Source organism: Brachybacterium sp. AOP25-B2-12, from assembly GCF_052378625.1.
Lineage (GTDB): Bacteria > Actinomycetota > Actinomycetes > Actinomycetales > Dermabacteraceae > Brachybacterium.
Window position 1 is genome coordinate 31,773 of record NZ_JBQSXW010000018.1, and the last position, 18,933, is coordinate 50,705.

Sequence of the window (18,933 nt, forward strand, 5' to 3'; positions counted from 1 at the left end):
CCCATGGAGCTGCGCTCGGTCCTTCGTCCGTCGGTGCAGTGTCCTAGCATTCGACGCATCGAGGATCTACCCTCGGTCGAAACACGGGAGGATGCACCATGACCACCATGGCCGTACGCGTGATGACCCGCGACGAGGCAGAGCATCGGTACCAGACCCTGCGCGATGCCATCGTCGATCTCGAAGCCTTCCGGAGGCGGGGGGCCGCATTCGAACTCGATGCGCACGACGCCACGGTGTACGACGAGCTCGTCGACCTCGAGTTCCTCCTTGACCGACGGTGACGTCGAGGCTCTCCACGCAGAAGCCGAGGAGTTCGCGGCGATCCTGACCCGCACCGTTCGGGCCGTCGCCCCGGGGAGCGACCCGTTCATCGCCACGATTCTCGACGAGCGCGTGCGAGTGGTCCAGAAGCCCGGAGAAGGCGTCTCCCTCGATGTCGACGGCGTTCCCCTGCTCACCCTCAAGGCGAACTTCGGATGCTGTTGGGACGATCATGCTCGGTTCCTGAGCGTCGAGAGGTCCAGGATCGCCGTGTTCGCCGGATCGGCCTCGCAGCCATTGTTCCGGTACGAGTACGAGCGGTCGGCGACATCGGTGCCCGCGGCCCACCTCCATGTCCACGCGCATCGTGATGCGCTGACCTTCGCGCTCTCACGCGCCGGATCCTCGACGCGGCGAGGTTCTCGCCGGGCGGAAGGGCACTCCGTACCGGCTGTCCAGGACGTGCACTTCCCGCTCGGCGGGCACCGATTCCGCCCCGCACTCGAAGATGTCCTGGAGATGCTCGTCGATGAGTTCGGGGTGGACCAGCTCGAAGGCTCCCTCGCTGAGCTTCGGGACGTGCGTGCACAGTGGCGTCGGATCCAGACGCGCGCGGCGGTCCGCGACGCCCCTCGCGATGCGGCCGACAGCCTCCGCGCTCTGGGTTACACGATCACGTGGGACCACGACGTACTCGAGCCCGCAGATCGCCTCGACCGGCTCGAGGCGCTCTGAGGCACGCCGGCGAACGACCCGCGCCCTTCCCATGCATCGGCCCCCACGTCCGCCGAGTCGGCCGCGAGGGGTCGCCACCAAGGGGTCGTAGCGATGCCACGCGGCCGCGCCGTCGACCCGGCGCCGTTGCCCCAACCCGACATCGGTCACCATCGGCCGAAAAGCGGTGGCACCCCCGCAGTCCGTTGACTAGGCTAAGGACCCCGTCCTGACGGCCCGGCTGTGCGACGACGCCCCCCGGATCGCCCTCCCAGATCCCCGCTCGCTCCCAGCCCCCGAGGTCCTTGCCCCTCATGCTCTCGTCCATGGCCCGTCTGCTGAAGACGATCCGTCCCATCCGCCTCCGCCTCCTCCTCGGCCTGGTCGCCGCAATGACCGCGTCGATCGTGGCCCTGCTGATCCCGCAGGTCCTCGAGTCGATGGTCAACCACCTCTCGACCTCGGCGACCGCCTCGGTGGTGCTCACCGCCGGGGCCGTCGTCCTGGGCCTGGGCCTCATCGAGGCCGGCTTCATCTGGGCGCGGCGCACCCTCGCCGTCGCACCCGCCACGGCGGCCGAGAAGGAGATGCGCACCGCCTTCTACGCCAAGGTGCAGAACATGCCCGTGGCCTTCCACGACCAGTGGGGCTCCGGGCAGCTGCTCTCACGCATCATGTCGGACATCAACACGATCCGGCGCTGGGTCGCCTTCGGCATGATCATGGTCGTGACCTCGGGCGTCACCATCGTCGTCGGCATCGTGCTGCTGTTCCGGTCCAGCCCCGTGCTGGCCCTCGTGTTCCTCGCCGCCGCGATCCCCGTCGCCGTCATCTCGTTCTTCTTCAACCGCCGCTACCACCGGCTCTCGCGGCTGTCGCAGGACCAGAACGGCGACCTCGCCACCACCATCGAGCAGTCCGTCCAGGGCATCCGCGTGCTCAAGGCCTTCGGCCGCGGCCCCACGGCCCTGGACCAGTTCACCGGCCAGGCCGACGAGCTGCGCCGCACCGAGGTCGCCAAGGCCACCGCGATGGCCCGCTTCGACATGGCCATGTTCACCCTGCCCGAGCTCGCCCTCGGCATCGCCCTGTTCCTGGGCCTGCACCTGACAGCCGACGGCTCGATGAACGTGGGCCAGCTCGCCGCGTACTTCGCGACCGCGACCCTCGTCTCGGGCCCCACCCGCATGCTCGGCATGCTGCTGGGCCAGGCCGTCAACACCGCCACCGCCCTCGAGCGGCAGTACGAGGTGCTCGACACCGTCAACACCATCACCTCTCCCGCGGATCCCACCCCCGTGGACGTCGCCGCCGTGCGCGGCGACGTGCGCCTGCAGGGCGTGCACTTCCGGTACTCCGACGCCCCCGACCTCGCCGTCGACGGACGCGCCCTGGCCGATGTGGTCGACGGCGTGGACCTGCACGTACGCGCCGGCGAGACGATGGCCCTGGTGGGCGTGACCGGCTGCGGCAAGTCCACGCTGCTGCAGCTCGTGCCTCGGCTCTACGACGTGACCGGCGGATCCGTCACGATCGACGGCGTCGACGTGCGCGACATGTCGCTCACGGACCTGCGCACCATCACCGCGGTCGCCTTCGAGGACGCCACCCTCTTCTCCGACTCGGTGCGCGCCAACGTGCTGCTGGGCGTGGACCCGGAGCTGCCCGAGGACGAACGCGAGCTCCTGCTGCGCACGGCTCTGAGCACGGCCGATGCCGGATTCGTGGACGCCCTTCCCGAGGGCGTCGACACCCGGATCGGCGAGGAGGGCCTCAGCCTGTCCGGCGGCCAGCGCCAGCGTCTGGCCCTGGCCCGGGCGATCGCCGCCCGCCCCCCGGTGCTGCTGCTGGACGACCCGCTGTCGGCGCTGGACACCCGCACCGAGGAGCGCGTCACCGAGCGCCTGCGCCAGACCCTCGCCGGCACCACCACCCTGATCGTCGCCCACCGCACCTCGACCGTGTCCCTCGCCGACCGCGTGGCCCTCATGGACCACGGCCGGATCATCGCGGTGGGCACCCACACCGACCTCATGCGGGACTCCGCCCGCTACCGCTACGTGATCGCCAACCAGGAGCAGGTGGCCGCACGCAATCGCGACATCGAGACCCTCACGGGGGAGATCGAGCTGCGGGCCGTGCAGGCCGCCGCCGAGGACGCCGACGATCGCGGTGAGGTCGCCGAGGCGAGCACCGCCGGGACCCCGGGCGCCGGGGACGAAGGAGCACTGCGATGACCGCCGCCCCCCTGTCCGAGGAGCAGGAGGAGAAGCGCACCCTGTCCGCGGAGGAGAACCGCCGCGCCCGGCAACGCTCCCTGCGCCTGCTCGGCGAGCTGCTGCGACCCGTCCGCGGCCAGTTCGTGCTCATGGCGATCATGGTGGTCGTGGCCCAGCTGGCCGTCGTCGCGGGCCCCGCGATCATCGCCTGGGGCATCGACCACGCCCTGCCCGCCCTGCTGGCCGGCAACGGCACCCCCGCGCTGCTGGCCACCGCCCTGCACGTGACCTGCGCGATCGTCGGCGGTGTGCTGACCTTCGGGTACGTCCGCCAGGCCACCGTGCTGGGCCAGCGAATGCTGCTGGGGCTGCGCCGTCGCGTGTTCCGCGAGACCCAGCGCCTGGACCTCGAGTTCCACGAGCGCTACACCTCCGGGCGGATCGTCTCGCGCCAGACCTCGGACATGGAGGCCCTGCGGGAGCTGCTCGAGGGCGGCGTCAACGTGATCGCCGGCTCCACGCTCTCGATGGTCTTCACCATCGTCCTCATCGTGTCGATGGATTGGGTGACCGGCCTGGTCATGCTGCTCATGCTCGTCCCGGGCCTGCTGCTCACGGTGTGGTTCCAGCGACGGTCCCGCGAGGCGTACCGCGGGATCCGCACCCACTCGGCGCGGCTGATCGTGCACTTCGTCGAGGCGATGAGCGGAATCCGCGCGGTGCAGGCGTTCCGCAAGCAGGGCCGCAACCAGGCCGAGTACGACACGCTCGCCCAGGACTATCGCGACGCCTCGCTGCGGTCGATCATGATCTTCGGCATCTACCAGCCGGCCCTGCGGGTGCTGGCCAACACCACCATCGCGGTCGTGCTGGTCGTCGGCGGTTTCCGGGTGCTCGAGGGCGATCTGCAGGTGGGCGTGCTCGTGGCCCTCGTGCTGTACTCGCGGCGGTTCTTCCAGCCGATCGACGAGATCGCCAACTTCTACAACGCCTTCCAGAGCGCCGTCGCGGCGCTGGAGAAGATCGCCTCGCTGCTCGAGGAGGTCCCGGCGATCCGCGACCCCGCCAAGCCCACCGAGCTCACCCGCGCGCGCGGCCAGGTCGACTTCGTCGACGCCTCCTTCCGGTACACCGCCGAGGGGCCGCTGGTCCTCAAACCTCTGGACCTCGAGCTGCCTGCCGGGCAGACCGTGGCGCTGGTGGGGCAGACGGGCGCCGGCAAGTCCACGATCGCCAAGCTCATCGCCCGGTTCTACGACCCCACCGGCGGGGCGGTGCAGCTGGACGGCGTGGACCTGCGCGACCTCACCAGCGCGGACCTCACCCGCAATGTGGTGATGGTGACCCAGGAGGCGTACCTGTTCTCCGGCACCGTCGCCGACAACATCGAGCTGGGCCGCCCCGGTGCACCCCGCGCCGACATCGAGGCCGCCGCCGACGCGATCGGGGCCGGGGAGTTCATCCGCGAGCTCCCCGAGGGCTTCGACACCGACGTCAACAAGCGCGGCGGCCGCGTCAGCGCAGGTCAGCGCCAGCTGATCTCATTCGCACGAGCCTTCCTGGCGGACCCGGCGGTGCTGATCCTCGACGAGGCCACCAGTTCCCTGGACATCCCCTCCGAGCGGCAGGTCCAGGAGGGTCTGACCCGCCTGCTGGGCACCCGCACCGCCGTGATCATCGCCCACCGCCTCTCGACCGTGATGATCGCCGACCGCGTGCTGGTGGTCCACGGCGGCGAGGTCGTCGAGGACGGCTCCCCCGCCGAGCTCGTCTCCGCCGGCGGGAGGTTCGCCGCGCTGTACCAGGCGTGGCAGGACTCGCTGTGAGGTGAGGGGGGCTGGCGGTCCGGGCCCGGCGGTCAGAACAGCACCATGGCGGTCCGTGCCCGGCGGTCGGCCCGGTGCACGATCGGTGCCAGGCGGCCCCCCGGCACCCGGCAGGTCCGTGCCCGGGGATCCCCCCGGCCCCCTGACCGTCCGCGTCATCGATCGGCTCATCACGCCGCTCTCCGCACCCCCAGCGCCGGGCCACACCCCGTGTCGCCGCCGCTTGCCCGTCGAGCCGTGCACGGACCGGCGCCCTGTGCAGACACCTCTGCACGGGTGCAGGGGTCTGGGCACCTGACGCCGTGTTGTGTACACGGCGCCCGCAACCGAGCCGGACACCATGCCCGCGCACCGACGGGACAGTTGCCCTCTTCGCAGAGCAACCGGATCGGGGCCCGCCCGCGCCGGGCCGACTCCCCCGAGCACGTGGCGGGCCGTCCGGCGGCTGGTCGCCGAATCCGGGCCGGGCCGCAGCTCGGCACCTGCCCCATCACGATCCGGCCTCCACCGGATCCGCACCTTCCCCTCCGGCACCTCAGTGGGAGAATGGGCACCGACATCCCACCCCCGCAGGAGAACCGCACCCATGATCACCATCGCCCTCGTCGTCGCGATGCTGGCCGGGACCGTGGCGTGCGTGGCCCTGGGTGAGCGGCTCAGACTGCCCTATCCCGTGTTGATGCTGGTGTTCTCGGGTCTGGTGGCCTTCGTCCCGGGCTTGCCCCACCTCACGGTCGATCCCGAGGTGATCCTGCCGCTGTTCCTGCCGCCGCTGCTGTTCGCAACCGCGCAGCACACCAGCTGGGGCGTGTTCCGCACCCGGTGGCGCTCGCTGCTGATCCTGGCGCTGGGCCTGACGGCCGTCACCGCCTTCGCCGTCGCCGGCCTGAGCTGGCTGCTGATCCCCGGGATCGCCTTCCCGCTGGCCCTCATGCTGGGTGCGATGGTCGCGCCCCCGGACCCGGTGGCGGTCGAGGCGGTGTCCGAGCCCGCGAAGATGCCGCGGCGCCTGCTGACGGTGCTGCAGACCGAGGGGCTGTTCAACGACGCGGTCGCGATCGTGCTGTTCCAGGCGGCGCTCGTCGCGGTCACCGCCGGGGAGGACCTGAGCCCGTTCATCGCGGTCGAGTTCCTGGTCGGCGGGATCCTCGCGGTGGTGGTCGGCTTCGTGGTGGGGTTCCTGTACCGGGTGGTGGATCGCGCCGTGCACTCGGTCGCGGCCCGCACCGCGATCGGCGTGGTCACCCCGTTCGCCGCCTACATGCTCGCCGAGGAGGTCCATGCCTCCGGCGTCATCGCCGTGGTGGTCGCCGCCCTCGAGACGCGCCGCAACGCCCGCCCCGAGGACGGCGAGGCCCGGATGATGCGAACCTCGTTCTGGAACGTCGCCAACCTCCTGGTCACGGGACTGGCCTTCGGCCTGATCGGCGTGGAGCTGCGGGACGTCCTGGCCGAGGAGCGCGACCACCTGCTCAGCTACGCCCTCATCGCGATCCTCGTCGCAGTGCTCGTCATCGTGATCCGGATGCTCGCGATGCTCGTGCTGCACGTCGTGAGCCGCCGCGACGGCAACGCCCTGCCCCGCACCTGGCGCGAGGGGCTCGTGCTCACCTGGTGCGGGATGCGGGGGCTGGCGACCCTGGCGCTGGCACTCGCGATCCCGGCCCAGGACGCCGCCGGGAATCCCATCACGGACCGCAACCTGCTGATCGTCATCGCCTGCACCGCGCTGGTGGTGACGCTGGTGCCCACCGGGGTGCTGCTGCCCTCGCTGCTGCGGGTGCTGTGCCTGCAGGACGATGGCACGGCCAACCACGAGGCGATGCGCGAGCTGGGCGAGCGGGCCCAGGTCGCGGCGCTCAGCGCCTTGCGCGATCGCCTGCCCGAGCTCCACATGCCCGAGGACCAGAAGACGGTGCTGATCCAGCGGATGAAGCGCCTGCGGGCCGATCTCGCGCCCTCGCCCTTCGCGACGGGTCAGTTCACCGCAGTCGATGCGGATGGCAAACCGGTCCCCGGAGTCGTGCCGGACTCGGTGGACGACGACCCCGAGGCCGCGCGCCTGCGCCGCGAGAAGATGCGCGCCGCCCGCGACATGATGCTCACCGCGCAGACGGTGGCCCTGGATGCGGCGCGCGCCGAGGTTCTGGCGGCGCGGCGGGAGCCGGGGATCGATCCGGCCGCGGCCGATGTGGTGCTCCTGCGGCTGGATCGCCGGATGATGGCGGTGCCTCCGCGTCCCCGCACGGCGGCGCGGGCCCGAGGGCAGGCGACCGGATCCACCGGCAGGGGCGGACGCGGCGCGCGGCGTCGTTGACCGGTAGGAACGGGCTCGGTGCCGGTGACCGGAAGCGGCGACCTCGGCACCGGCCACCAGCAGTGGCGGGCGCGGTACCACGGCCCGACGGCCGGCGCCCCCGCGCCCACACCTCCGGGCTCAGCCCCGCTGCAGCTCCAGCACCGGCACGCCTCCCGGCTCGAAGCCGAAGACCTGGCCGTAGTACGACAGGGCGGCCTCGGTGGCCTCGATGATCGAGGACGCCTTGCGGAAGCCATGCTGCTCCCCCGCGAACAGGAGGTACGCGTGCGGGATGCCCTGCGCTGCGAGGGCGTCGCGGAACATCTCGGACTGGCTCGGCGGGACGATGCGGTCCTCGTCGCCCTGCAGCAGCAGGACGGGGCAGGAGAGCTCGTCGACGTGGGACAGCGGCGCCCGCTCGACGTACAGGTCACGGCGCGCGGGGTAGGGCCCCACCAGCCCGTCGATGTAGCGGGACTCGAAGTCGTGGGTGTCGGCGATGAAGGCCTCGAGCTCGGCGACGCCGTACGAGGAGACGCCGGCACCGAAGGTGTCGGTGCGGGTCAGGCATGCCAGGGTGGTCCAACCGCCCGCGCTGCCGCCCTCGATCGCGAGGCGCCGCGGATCGGCGAGACCCTGCGCGACGAGGTGCTCCATGACGGCGACGGTGTCCTCGACGTCCACCACGCCCCACTGGCCCTGGAGGCGATCGCGGTAGGTGCGGCCGAACCCGGAGGAGCCCCCGTAGTTGACCTCCACCACGCCCAGGCCGCGCGAGGTGTAGTACGCGACCGGCAGGGTCAGCACCGGCGGCACCTGGGAGGTGGGGCCGCCGTGGACGCGGGCGATGACCGGCGGCTTCTCCCCCGGCAGCCCCTCGATGCCCTCGTGCCGGGGCGCGAACCAGATCGCGTGGACCACGCCGCCGTCCGGTAGGGGCACGGTGATCGGCTCCGGGCGTGGCAGGACCGAGGGGTCCGGGGCGTCCGACCGTGAGGACCGGACGAGATGCCAGCCGTCGGGCCGGGTCGGTGCCCCCTCCTCGGCCCCGACGGCGAGCCGTGCCGAGGATCCCTCTTCGGCCCCGATCGGCCGTGCCGAAGCCCTCTTCGCAGTCCGACCGGGCACCGGGGCGGACACAGCATCGGCGCGACCCGACGGGTCATCGATCCCACCCAGCCCGGGGGCGAGGCGCCCGGTGAGGATCCCCGGGAACGCCGTGGGCGAGGCACCGGCGACGGCGATCTGCCCGTCGGCGCGGACGTCGAACGCGCTGATCGCGGTGAGCCCCAGGTCGAGGTCTGCGAGCGCCCCCGTCGTGAGGTCGAGGACCCCGAGGGTCTCGGACGCCGTGCCGTGCACGCCCAGCAGGTGGTCCGGGTCGAGAACAGCGGTGCTGGTGCCGCCGAGCAGCCACATCGGCGACGCCCATTCCTCGTGGGAGGCCGCAGCATCCTCGGGCAGGACCGTCCGCACCGTCCCGTCGCCCTCCCGGACGCGGGGCGTCCACCAGCCGTCCTCGTCGGAGAGGAAGACGAGGCGCTCGGCGTCGAGCCAGGCGGGCTGGACGACGGACACGTCGGTGCCGCCGGCGACCTGCTCGGAGGCGCCCGCGACCCCGTCGACGAGGGGCGCGAGGTGCAGCACCGTGCCGTCCCAGGGCATCTGCGGGTGCTCCCAGCTGATCCACGCGAGGCGGGTGCCGTCGGGGCTGATCCGGGGGTGGGCGACGAAGCGGCTGCTGGGGGTGACCTGGCGGATCGCCGCGACGTCGTCCGCGGCGGAGCCGTCCAGCGGGACGGCGGCGATGTAGCGCTCGATGTGCGGGGCGGTCTCCTCGGGGGTGCCGGGGCGGGTGTGGTCCTCGCAGATCCACCAGACCTCGCGGGTGCCGTCGGCAAGGGTCACGGGCGTGGGGCAGGCCCAGCGCAGGGAGGGGCCGTGCGCGGAGTCGATCTCAAGGCCCGCTGGGGTCAGGGGGCGGGGCTCCTGACCCGAGACCAGGAGGTAGGCGCGCTGGTCGTCGAAATGGACGAAGACGATGTCGGGGAGGGCTCCGTCCGCTGCTCCTGCATCGGCTGCAGGTCCGGGGCGGGCGCCCGCGTCCTCGTCGTCCGCGGCATCGCGGCTCCGCGTCGGCCCGCCGACCGCCCAGCCGTCCCCCTCGAGCGCGGCCCAGGAGCCGCCGCCGTACTCGTGCACCCGGGAGCGCGCGTTCCACGGTGAGGGCAGCACCGTGACAGGGGCACCCCCGTCCTCAGCCGGACCCGGCGTGCGGACGACGGCCTGGCGGCCGCCCTCGGCGGCGATGCCCTCGGTCCACCACAGCTGGTCGCCGACGAATTGCGGACCGCCGAGGCGGGTGCCGCCGTGGGCGATCGACGCGGCGCTGATCGGGGAGGGCCAGGAACCGTACGCGAGGGTGCTCACCATGCGGCCAGGGTAGTCGGGACCTGGAACAGGCGGACGGCGTGCGGGCACGGACACTCCCCGACAGGAGGTCTGCAGCAGCCCCCCGACCTCGCGGCTGCGCACCAGCACCGCGGCCCTCCCCGGCGATCAGGCGATCCCGGCCCCCAGCAACGACCCCACCCCGTACGTCACCGCCAGGGCCACGGCCCCGCCGATCACCACGCGGACGGCCGCGCGACGCCGTGAGCTGCCGCCGAGCCCCGCGCCGATCGCGCCGGTCAGCGCGAGCGCGACGAGGGTGGCGACGACGGTCACCGGGATCCGCACGTCCGCGGGCGGCAGCATGATCGCGAGCATCGGCAGCACGGCGCCGAGGAAGAACGAGACGAACGAGGCCGCGGCGGCGGCCCAGGGGCTGACGATCTCGTCGTCCTCGACGTGACCGCCGGCGGCGCGCCGGGCCAGCAGCGCGTCCTTCTGGCTGCCGACCGACACGTACTCGCCGAGCGCCATCGACACGGCCCCGCCGATGAGGGCGGCTGCCCCCGCGGTGAGCACGGGGGCGCTCGCGCTGCTGGCCCCGGCGACGCCGACGACCACGGCGGCGACCGAGACGATGCCGTCGTTGGCGCCCAGGACGCCGGCGCGCAGCCGGTTGAGCTTCGCGGAGAGCTCGGCATCGCGCGCCGGTGCCTCCGGACGCGAGGTCGGGGCGGTGGACGCGGAGGGGACGAGGCGTGCCATGGGGAAAGACAACACCCGTTCGCGCGATCCCGCCAGACAGGAAAGCATAACCTGACCTGCGACGATGCAGGTTCGCCTACCCTCAGCGCACCCCTGCGACGTGCCTCTCGACCCTCCCGCGCACCCTCTCGCGACCGCCCGTCAGAGCGCGACGGTGCCCGAGATCACGGGGCTGACGTGACCGCCCACCCAGATCGTCCCGGCATCGTCCACGTCCACGTGCACGCGGCCGTCGCGACCGCGCCGCGCACCCTGGGTCGCGATGTACGGCGCCTGGACGTCCCCGCGGCCCAGCAGCCAGCGGGCGATCCCGGCGTTGAGGCTCCCGGTCACGGGATCCTCGTAGCCCTCACCTACCAGGCCGCGCACCTCGAGCAGCGCATCGTGCCCCGCCGGGTGGCGGCCCACCAGGCCGATCACCCGGCGGGGGAAGGCCGCGAAGTCGGGCTCGACCGCGAGCACCTCTGCCGCCGAGCCCAGCTCCACCACGCACCAGCCGGGGCCGTTGTCGGCCCACACGGCGCTGAGGACATCGGCCACGTCGATCCGCAGGGCGCCTGCCAGCGCCGCCAGCTCCTCGGCCGAGACCGGGCCCTCCCGCGTCAGCGGCGGGGCCGCGAACGCCAGGGCATCACCGTCGCGCCGCACCTCCACGAGACCGGCGGCGCACTCCTGGACGATCAGCTGCCCGCGCGGCGTCCCGCCCGCGGCGAGCCACACGCTCGCGGTGCCGAGGGTGGGGTGCCCCGCGAAGGGCAGCTCCCGGGTCGGCGTGAAGATCCGGACGCGGTAGTCGGCGCCGTCGACCGTCGGCGGCAGCAGGAACGTCGTCTCGGACAGACCGGTCCAGGCCGCGACGGCCTGCATGGTCGCCGCGTCGAGCCCGTCCGCGTCGGCGACGACGGCCAGCGGGTTGCCGCGCAGGGGCGTCGCGGAGAACACGTCGACCTGGGCGAAGGAGCGGGAGCGAGGGGCAGAGGTCATGGTGGTCTCCGATCGATCGGTGCCCGGCCGGGCACGACGGGCTCGCGCCCGCCGGACCGGGTCCGACGGGCGCGAGGTGGACGCGCGGGGCGTGCCGCCCCGGGGCATCCGGGGATCAGTGGGTCGTCTCGGCGGCAGTCCCGGTCGAGGCGGAGCCGGAGCCGTCGCCGGAGTCGTTGCGGGTCTTGCGGAGGCTGAGGACGGTGGCCACCGCGATGGTGAGGCCGATGAACAGCAGCGAGAACCAGATCGGGATCTCGGGGACCCACAGCAGCGGCTCGCCGCCGTTGACGAAGGGCAGCTCGTTGACGTGCAGGGCGTGGAAGACGAGCTTGACGCCGATGAACGCGAGGATGACCGCGAGACCCTGGGCCAGGTACACCAGGCGCTGCAGCAGCCCGCCGATGAGGAAGTACAGCTGGCGCAGACCCATCAGGGCGAAGGCGTTGGCGGTGAAGACGATGTACGCCTCCTGCGTCAGGCCGTAGATCGCGGGGATCGAGTCGACCGCGAAGACGAGGTCGATGAAGCCGATCGCGACGATCGCCAGGAGCATCGGGGTCGCGTAGCGCTTGCCGGCCTTGGCGACGGTCAGGCGGTCCTCGTGGTACTCCTCGGTGACGGGGATGATGCGGCGCACGAGGCGCATGAAGCGGCCGTCGGTGGGATCCTCGTCGCTGTCGCCGAAGGCCTGCTTGTAGGCCAGGAACAGCAGCAGCGCGCCGAAGATGTAGAAGATCCAGGAGAAGTTCTCGATGAGCGTCGCGCCCACGGCGATGAACGCACCGCGCATGACCAGCGCGATGACGATGCCGATCATCAGCACCTTCTGCTGGTAGATGCGGGGCACCGCGAAGCCGGTCATGAGGATCAGGAACACGAAGAGGTTGTCGATCGACAGCGCCTTCTCCGTGAGGTAGCCGGCGAAGTACTCCCCGCCGAACTTCCAGCCGGAGACGAACCCGAGGCCGACGCCGAACAGCAGCGCGAGGCTGATGTAGAAGACCGACCAGCGCGCGGCCTCGCCGATCGTGGGCTCATGGGGGGTGCGGACGTGCGCGAAGAACTCGTACACGAAGAACGCGATGGTGACGACGAGGGTGATTCCCCAGACGTAGAGCGGGATATCCATGGGGCCTCCGAGGGCAGGGACGATGATGGACGTCAAAGTCTCCTTCGCCCCACGTGGGGCCGACGTCCCGGGTCTGCGTCATCGCAGCCGTACTGACGGGATCGCCGAGGTGAAGTACTCCCTTTGCTGGGTGCACAGTAGCAGAGGGCCACCCTCGTGCCCCCGGCTCCGGGACCGCATCACAGCGGCCAGGCCGCCTCCGGGACGCGCCATGCGTCGTCACATCGCCCGCCCCGCTCCGCGGCACCCGCCTACCCTGGAACCATGTGCGACACCGCCCCTGCCCCCACCGCCGTCGACGCCGCGGACCTGCCCACCACCCCGCGCGCCCTCATCGAGGCGCTCATCGCGATCGACACGACCTCGGCGATCGGCAACCTGGCCGCGATCGACCTGCTCGAGGCGGTCCTCGGCGCCGCCGGCGTGACGACCCACCGCTTCGACGAGCCCGACGGCCTGAACGCGAACCTGGTGGCGAGCTTCCCGGCGACCGTCGAGGCCGGGACCGAGGTGGGCGAGCATGCCCCGCTGTTCGTGGACCCCGAGGACCCGACGCGCCGCGGGGTGCTGGTCGCCGGGCACATCGACTGCGTGCCCGTGGACGGCCAGACGTGGACCACGGACCCCTTCGCCCCCACCGAGCGCGACGGACGCCTCTACGGGCGCGGCACCGCCGACATGAAGTCCTACCTCGCGATCGCCGCGGCCCTGGCCCCGGAGTTCCAGCAGGCCCAGCGTGCCGTCCCGGTGCATCTGGGCGTGACGTGGGAGGAGGAGACGACGTGCAACGGCGCCCGACGCCTCGTCGAGCAGCTGGAGTCCCTCGACATCCGCCCGGCGGTCGCCTTCGTCGGGGAGCCGACGTCGATGCGCGCCGTCCCGGCCCACAAGTCGATGAACTCCCTGCGCGTCGAGTTCAAGGGCATCGCGGCGCACTCGAGCCTGCTGCCGCGCGGACTCAACGCGATCCGCTACTCCGCGGAGTTCGTGGACTTCTTCCACCGCGAGATCATCGACGACTTCCGGGAGAACGGGCCCCGCGACGAGGCGTACCCCGTGGCCTGGTCCACGGGCGGCGTGAACCTCACCCGCGGCGGCAACGCCGTCAACACCGTGCCCGCCCTCGCGGAGGTGTTCCTGGAGTTCCGCGCGCTGCCGGAGATCGACCCGGCCGATGTCGTGGCCCGCATCCAGGCCAAGGTCGACGAGATCGACGCCGAGATCAAGGCCGCGATCCCCGCCGATCCCGCGGATCCGGTGGCCGCCCGCGAGGCGGGCGCCACCCTGGTGCCGCTGAACCTGCTGTACGGCCTGGACGGCTCCCCCGACGGCCCGGCCGCGCGCGCCGCGGTGGCCCTCGGCGCCGAGCGCACCGAGGACAAGGTCACCTACGGCACCGAGGCCGGCATCTACGAGCACGCGGGGATCCCCGCCGTGGTGGTGGGCCCCGGGGACATCGCCCAGGCCCACGGGCCCGACGAGTTCATCGACCTCGCGCAGATCGACGCCTGCGAGGACTTCTTCCGCGCGCTCCTGCGGGCCGTCTCGGTCTGAGCCGCGGGATCCCGGACCCCCGGACGCACCGCACCGCCCGCCCCTCGACGGGACGGGCGGCGCGACGCTTCCGCTCTCCGTGCGCGACCGCCCCGGGGGCACCGCGCACGGCAGGGCGCTCAGAGCGCGGGCGGGACGAAGTCCGCGGGCTTGACGCAGACGACGGGCACCGGGGACTCCATGATCACGCGCAGCGAGGTCGAGCCGAGGATGATCTTGCCGATCGGCGTGCGCTTGCGGATCCCCAGGACCACGAGGTCGACGTCCTCGCGCTCGATCGCGCGCAGGATGTCGTCGGCCGGGTCGTCGCGCTTGGGGACGAGCCGCAGCTCGTGGTCGACGCCGGACTCCTCGAGACGCTCGGAGAGGGGCCGCTGATCGGTGACGCCGGCGGCCTTGGCGGGGGCGCCGCGCTGCGAGGCGAGGACGAGCACGCTCGCGTCGCGGTCCTTGGCCTCCTGCAGGGTGTATGCGAGGGCGGCCTCGCTCGTGGCGCTCGGGACGTAGGCGAGAAGGATCTTCATGGGGAACTCCCTGGGTTCTGGCGGGACGGAGGGGGTCGAAGCGGCGGTCACTCGCGGCCGATGTCGTCCGGGTTGTGGAAGCGGGTGCGACGGGCGCGTCCGAAGGAGTTGTAGACGAACGTGATCACGTACAGCACGAGGCCGACGGCGAGCAGGCCGCCGGCGATCGCGTAGTTCACGGCCGGCTGCGCGAGCGGCGTCACGAGCGCGAAGGCCGTGATCGCACCGATCACCGGCAGCACCGTGGGCGTCTTGAAGTGCTTTCCCGCACCGGGGTCCTTGCGCAGCACCAGCACCGAGATGTTCACGAGGCAGAACACCGACAGCAGCAGCAGCGCGGTGGTGCCGCCGAGGCTCTTGACGATGGTCTCGGGCAGCGCGTAGTTCAGCACGATGACCAGCACGAAGGCCAGGGCCGTGGAGAACAGGATGCCGCCGATCGGGGTGCGACGTCCCTTGAGGACCCCGCCCAGGAAGCCGGGCAGCACGCCCTGCTTGGCCATGCCGTAGAGCAGGCGCGAGGCCATCATCATGTTGATGAGCACCGTGTTGGCGACCGCGAAGATCGAGATGAACGGGAAGATCACGTCGATGGGGATGTCGGGGGCGCCGTGCTGGACGACGCTCAGGAGAGGGGTGTCGGCCTCGGTGAGCTCGCCGATGGGCACGACGGCGACGGCTGTGATGGAGACCAGCACGTAGACCACACCGGTGATCGACAGGCCGCCCAGCAGCATCTTGGGGAAGTTCTTGACCGGGTCGACGGTCTCCTCGGCCATGTTGACCGAGTCCTCGAAGCCGACCATCGAGAAGAACGCCAGCGCCGTGGCGCCGATGACGGCCATGAACAGGCTCTTGTCACCCGGCGTCTCGAACAGGATCACGCGGGAGAAGTCGGCGTCGCCCTTGGCGATCGCGAAGAAGCCCACGAGGATCACGAGGGCGAGGCCGCTGAGCTCGATGAAGGTCAGGCCCACGTTGAGCTTCACGGACTCGCTGACGCCGTACATGTTGATGCAGGCGACGAGGGCGATGAAGATGATCGCGATCACCGTCGCGACGGTGTTCAGCGACCCCGCGTCGAAGGCCTCGTCGAGCTTGAAGCCGACCAGGACGTTCTTGGCGAGGAAGATCGCGCTGTTGGCGGCCGAGGTGATGCCCGAGGAGAGCACCGCGAAGGTCACCATGAAGGTCAGGAAGTGGATGCCGAAGGCCTTGTGGACGTACAGCGCCGCACCGGCGGCCTGCGGGTACTTGGTGACCATCTCGACGTAGGACAGCGCCGTGACCATGGCGACCGCGAACGCCAGGATGATCGGCAGCCAGCCGGCGCCGCCCACCTCCCCCGCGACGGTGCCGGTCAGCGCGTACACGCCGGTGCCGAGGATGTCCCCGACGATGAACAGCAGCAGCAGCTTGGGTGTGATGGCCTTCTTGAGCTCGGTCTCGCTCGTGGGCTTGCCGTCGGAGCCGATCGGCCCGTCCGTGTGCAGTGCGCCGTCCGGCACACCGTCCGTCGATGCGCCGTGGTTGCCGGAGGGGTCTGACATGAGGACTCCTGGGGATGGGGGGCGGGAAGCTTGGTGCGCTCACGTGCGGGAATGCGCCGACACGTGACGCCACAGGTGAGGGGACCCTATCAGGGTGTGTCCTGGCTCACGGGCGGTTCGCCGACCCCGTGACCTGACCGCAACCTGTGAGCGCGCACACAAGAGGGTGGGAGTGCGGGTGGGTGAGCGCTTGCCCGCGCGCTGCCCGCAGGGAGCTCATACTGCCGCAACCCCCCGGCGTGCGACACGCCGCAGGGGGTCATCCCACCGCGGTCCCTCGGCGCGCGACGCGCCGCAGCACCGCGGTGACCGGGGCGGGCAGCACCCCCGACAGGGCCATCGCGAACATCCCCAGCCATCCCACCGGGGTCCAGGTCACCAGGACGAAGCACACCACCAGCGCCAGCACGGAGGCGATCGAGGCTCCCAGCCGCGACCACTGCGCATCCGACGGCGCCTCGGCCTCGGGGTTGCGCATCGCCTCGACCTCGATCCACGCGAGGCTCAGGCCGATCGCCGCGAGATCGCCGAGGTAGACCCCCACCGACCACACGTCGCGCTCGAACGACATGGTCACGGCGCTCGTCACGGGCAGCAGCACGATCGCCAGGATCCACACGAAGTTCGCGGTGAGCATCCGCCCGGCGAACCGGCGCACGGTGAGCATGGCCGCATGGTGGCGCACCCAGTAGACCGCCACCAGCAGGAACGACAGCGCGAACGCCCACACCGCCCCGGAGTTCTCGGCGAACCAGTCCGCGAACCGCGGGCTCTCGTGCACCTCGGCGATCGAGGAGACCGACTCCATCAGCGGCAGCACCAGCAGGGTCAGCGCGATGGCCACGGCGGCGTCCGTGAAGGCGATGATGCGGTCGGCGCTCGGATGGCGCTCGACCGGCTGGTCCTGCGCGGGGGTGTCCGTCATGCCGAGATCGTACGACCGGGACGCCGCGGCCAGGGGGTCGAGACCGTCGCAGGGCCCGAGGGCTCGTCGACGCCGCGGTCAGGCGGTCGCGCCCGTCGCGAGGTCCGCGGGCTCGGCGACGCCGTGCCGCTCGCTCGGCTCCCGGGGTGTGAGCACCCACATGCGCGCGGCGTCCGACGTGATCGCCATGAGACCGAGCATCGAGGCACCCGCCAGCGTCAGCGCCGCATGCTCCCCCGAGCCGTGGAGCAGGGCGGTCGCCCCCACGAGCCGGACGACCGCATCGGCCGTGAGCAGCCCCATCAGCACCAGGCGCGCCCACCGCATGCGGCGCAGCACGAGCACCATGAGCACCAGGCCGATCGCCGCGACCGCCGTCGGCCGCCACAGCTCGGTCTCGGCGGGGACGATGACGATCGCGTCGGCGACCACCGTGCCGGGGTTGCGGCCCAACCCCCGGTCGATCCACTGGACCGCCACGAGCACGGCCTGCAGCACCACCAGCACCCCGGTGAAGACGATGGTCGGCGGCGGCAGGTGGTGCTCGGAGGCATTGTCGAAGGCGTCCTGGATGTCGCCCACGACGTGCTGGAACTGATCGGCCAGCTCCGCGCGGTGGGCACCCGAGCCGCGGGAGGACGGGCGGGCGACGCTGCGCAGCTGGCGCACGGCTCCCCGGTGCCCCTCGGCGCGGGACCGCATCACCGAGATGCCGGTGGGCCGGTGGCGCGGCAGCATGATCGCCGTCGCGCCGTCGGAGCGCTCGCGGGCGCCCGTGAGGTCCACGACGGGGAGGTCGCCGTCGGTGCGCACGCGGTCGCCCTGGCCGTTGCGGTGGTGGTACGCGGTGGAGAACTCCTCGATGACGACCACGGGGATCTCGGGATCGGCGTAGCGCAGGGTGTCGATGATGTAGTCGCGCTCGACGTCGATGTCCTCGTCGATCTTGTGCGTGATCTGCAGGGTGAACATCGAGAAGCCGACGGCGCGGTCGTAGGTGCCGGCCGCGAGCCACTGCGCGCGGTAGCCGCCGGGCAGCACGAAGTCCTCCGGGAGCCGCCAGAACCGCACGTGGTGGCGTTTGGCGGTGGTCCCGCCCACCTCCTGCTGGTAGGCGAAGTCGTGGCGACGGCCCATCAGGTACAGGTCCGACATCGGCGCCTGCGCGTACGAACGGCGCAGCACCGTGGCCACGACCATCCGCCACGCCGATTCGACGGTGCGCTCCTCCGCGAGCGCCCACCCGGCGCGACGCATGGCCGTGTGCAGGTCCGTCTCGTCGCCGTCCAGGGCGAGGTTCAGGGGGTCCGAGAGCACGCCCTCGGAGGTGCGGGTGCGGCCGATGAAGTAGTCCGGCAGGTAGAGCACGGTGAGCAGCTGATGCAGCCGCGGGAGGGCGACGTAGGTGAACAGCAGCCAGAACGCCAGCAGGTACAGCATCTTGGTGGGCGACAGCGAGAAGCCCTCACGCAGGTACAGCGCGCCCAGCCACAGCGACAGCCCGGTGCCGACGATGACGAACAGCGCGTCGAGCAGCGGGTAGAGATGGATGCGGCGACCGCCGTGGTGCGGATGGTCCGGATGGTCGTACTCCGGCGGCGAGGTGGGCGCCGGGCGGTCCAGGGGGCGCACCCCGCGGCCGCCGACCTCGCGGTCCAGCTGCGCGAGCCCCGGCGCCGTCGGACCGTTCCCGGGCCCGTGCTCGGGCGCGCGCGGGAGCGCGACGGCCGACGATCCGGCCTCGGGCAGCGGCGGCGTCACACGGCGCGGGGCGTCGGCGGTCACG

General features: G+C 71.9%; 14 protein-coding genes. 6 read left to right on the forward strand and 8 right to left on the reverse strand.

The window, feature by feature from the left end:
* The first annotated feature begins 98 nt into the window (after positions 1–98).
* The 5 genes from ACT3TZ_RS12500 to ACT3TZ_RS12520 all read left to right on the forward strand — a co-directional run bounded on the left by ACT3TZ_RS12500 (position 99) and on the right by ACT3TZ_RS12520 (position 7,340).
* Complete coding sequence (locus ACT3TZ_RS12500; RefSeq protein WP_444583754.1) at positions 99–284, forward strand: hypothetical protein; 186 nt, start codon at positions 99–101, stop codon at positions 282–284.
* Positions 271–999 (forward strand): hypothetical protein, encoded by a 729-nt coding sequence (locus tag ACT3TZ_RS12505; protein ID WP_444583755.1) that lies wholly within the window; start codon positions 271–273, stop codon positions 997–999. Before ACT3TZ_RS12500 ends, ACT3TZ_RS12505 begins: the two co-directional genes overlap by 14 nt.
* A gap of 293 nt (positions 1,000–1,292) precedes the next feature.
* The gene (locus tag ACT3TZ_RS12510; RefSeq protein WP_444583756.1) at positions 1,293–3,215 is read left to right on the forward strand and encodes an ABC transporter ATP-binding protein; all 1,923 of its coding nucleotides are present in this window, start codon (positions 1,293–1,295) and stop codon (positions 3,213–3,215) included.
* A complete protein-coding gene (locus ACT3TZ_RS12515; RefSeq protein WP_444583757.1) occupies positions 3,212–5,023 on the forward strand; it encodes an ABC transporter ATP-binding protein in 1,812 nt (603 codons plus the stop codon). The genes ACT3TZ_RS12510 and ACT3TZ_RS12515 overlap by 4 nt, the downstream gene beginning before the upstream one ends.
* Positions 5,024–5,609: 586 nt before the next feature.
* Positions 5,610–7,340: a cation:proton antiporter gene (locus ACT3TZ_RS12520; RefSeq protein ID WP_444583758.1), complete on the forward strand. Its 1,731-nt coding sequence runs from the start codon at positions 5,610–5,612 to the stop codon at positions 7,338–7,340.
* A gap of 120 nt (positions 7,341–7,460) precedes the next feature.
* Here ACT3TZ_RS12520 and ACT3TZ_RS12525 read toward each other — a convergent pair whose 3' ends face one another.
* From ACT3TZ_RS12525 to ACT3TZ_RS12540, 4 genes are all read right to left on the reverse strand, one after another.
* Positions 7,461–9,755 (reverse strand): dipeptidyl-peptidase 5, encoded by a 2,295-nt coding sequence (locus tag ACT3TZ_RS12525; protein WP_444583759.1) that lies wholly within the window; start codon positions 9,753–9,755, stop codon positions 7,461–7,463.
* A gap of 126 nt (positions 9,756–9,881) precedes the next feature.
* Complete coding sequence (locus ACT3TZ_RS12530) at positions 9,882–10,478, reverse strand: VIT1/CCC1 transporter family protein (protein WP_444583760.1); 597 nt, start codon at positions 10,476–10,478, stop codon at positions 9,882–9,884.
* A 141-nt stretch (positions 10,479–10,619) separates the two neighbouring features.
* Positions 10,620–11,462: a PhzF family phenazine biosynthesis protein gene (locus tag ACT3TZ_RS12535; RefSeq protein ID WP_444583761.1), complete on the reverse strand. Its 843-nt coding sequence runs from the start codon at positions 11,460–11,462 to the stop codon at positions 10,620–10,622.
* Positions 11,463–11,577: 115 nt separating this feature from the next.
* Positions 11,578–12,594, reverse strand: a complete 1,017-nt coding sequence (locus tag ACT3TZ_RS12540) for a TerC family protein (protein WP_444583762.1) — start codon at positions 12,592–12,594, stop codon at positions 11,578–11,580.
* Positions 12,595–12,858: 264 nt separating this feature from the next.
* Here ACT3TZ_RS12540 and ACT3TZ_RS12545 point away from each other — a divergent pair, with 264 nt between their 5' ends.
* A complete protein-coding gene (locus ACT3TZ_RS12545) occupies positions 12,859–14,148 on the forward strand; it encodes a M20/M25/M40 family metallo-hydrolase (protein ID WP_444583763.1) in 1,290 nt (429 codons plus the stop codon).
* 119 nt (positions 14,149–14,267) lie between these two features.
* On the opposite strand, the gene ACT3TZ_RS12550 is transcribed toward ACT3TZ_RS12545, so the two are convergent.
* From ACT3TZ_RS12550 to ACT3TZ_RS12565, 4 genes are all read right to left on the reverse strand, one after another.
* A complete protein-coding gene (locus ACT3TZ_RS12550) occupies positions 14,268–14,672 on the reverse strand; it encodes a universal stress protein (RefSeq protein WP_444583764.1) in 405 nt (134 codons plus the stop codon).
* 47 nt (positions 14,673–14,719) lie between these two features.
* Complete coding sequence (locus ACT3TZ_RS12555; RefSeq protein ID WP_444583765.1) at positions 14,720–16,222, reverse strand: APC family permease; 1,503 nt, start codon at positions 16,220–16,222, stop codon at positions 14,720–14,722.
* A 259-nt stretch (positions 16,223–16,481) separates the two neighbouring features.
* A complete protein-coding gene (locus ACT3TZ_RS12560; RefSeq protein WP_444583766.1) occupies positions 16,482–17,147 on the reverse strand; it encodes a TMEM175 family protein in 666 nt (221 codons plus the stop codon).
* A 78-nt stretch (positions 17,148–17,225) separates the two neighbouring features.
* On the reverse strand, positions 17,226–18,932 hold the full coding sequence (locus ACT3TZ_RS12565) for an LssY C-terminal domain-containing protein (protein WP_444583767.1): 1,707 nt from the start codon (positions 18,930–18,932) through the stop codon (positions 17,226–17,228).
* Position 18,933: the final 1 nt, after the last annotated feature.

What these genes read in the sequence shown, in the direction of transcription:
- ACT3TZ_RS12510 (WP_444583756.1), top strand. Translation starts at nt 1,293, where the DNA reads ATGCTCTCGTCCATGGCCCGTCTGCTGAAGACGATCCGTCCCATCCGC.
- ACT3TZ_RS12520 (WP_444583758.1), top strand. Translation starts at nt 5,610, where the DNA reads ATGATCACCATCGCCCTCGTCGTCGCGATGCTGGCCGGGACCGTGGCG.
- ACT3TZ_RS12545 (WP_444583763.1), top strand. Translation starts at nt 12,859, where the DNA reads ATGTGCGACACCGCCCCTGCCCCCACCGCCGTCGACGCCGCGGACCTG.
- ACT3TZ_RS12555 (WP_444583765.1), bottom strand. Translation starts at nt 16,222, where the DNA reads ATGTCAGACCCCTCCGGCAACCACGGCGCATCGACGGACGGTGTGCCG.
- ACT3TZ_RS12530 (WP_444583760.1), bottom strand. Translation starts at nt 10,478, where the DNA reads ATGGCACGCCTCGTCCCCTCCGCGTCCACCGCCCCGACCTCGCGTCCG.
- ACT3TZ_RS12560 (WP_444583766.1), bottom strand. Translation starts at nt 17,147, where the DNA reads ATGACGGACACCCCCGCGCAGGACCAGCCGGTCGAGCGCCATCCGAGC.
- ACT3TZ_RS12500 (WP_444583754.1), top strand. Translation starts at nt 99, where the DNA reads ATGACCACCATGGCCGTACGCGTGATGACCCGCGACGAGGCAGAGCAT.
- ACT3TZ_RS12515 (WP_444583757.1), top strand. Translation starts at nt 3,212, where the DNA reads ATGACCGCCGCCCCCCTGTCCGAGGAGCAGGAGGAGAAGCGCACCCTG.
- ACT3TZ_RS12535 (WP_444583761.1), bottom strand. Translation starts at nt 11,462, where the DNA reads ATGACCTCTGCCCCTCGCTCCCGCTCCTTCGCCCAGGTCGACGTGTTC.
- ACT3TZ_RS12540 (WP_444583762.1), bottom strand. Translation starts at nt 12,594, where the DNA reads ATGGATATCCCGCTCTACGTCTGGGGAATCACCCTCGTCGTCACCATC.
- ACT3TZ_RS12525 (WP_444583759.1), bottom strand. Translation starts at nt 9,755, where the DNA reads ATGGTGAGCACCCTCGCGTACGGTTCCTGGCCCTCCCCGATCAGCGCC.
- ACT3TZ_RS12550 (WP_444583764.1), bottom strand. Translation starts at nt 14,672, where the DNA reads ATGAAGATCCTTCTCGCCTACGTCCCGAGCGCCACGAGCGAGGCCGCC.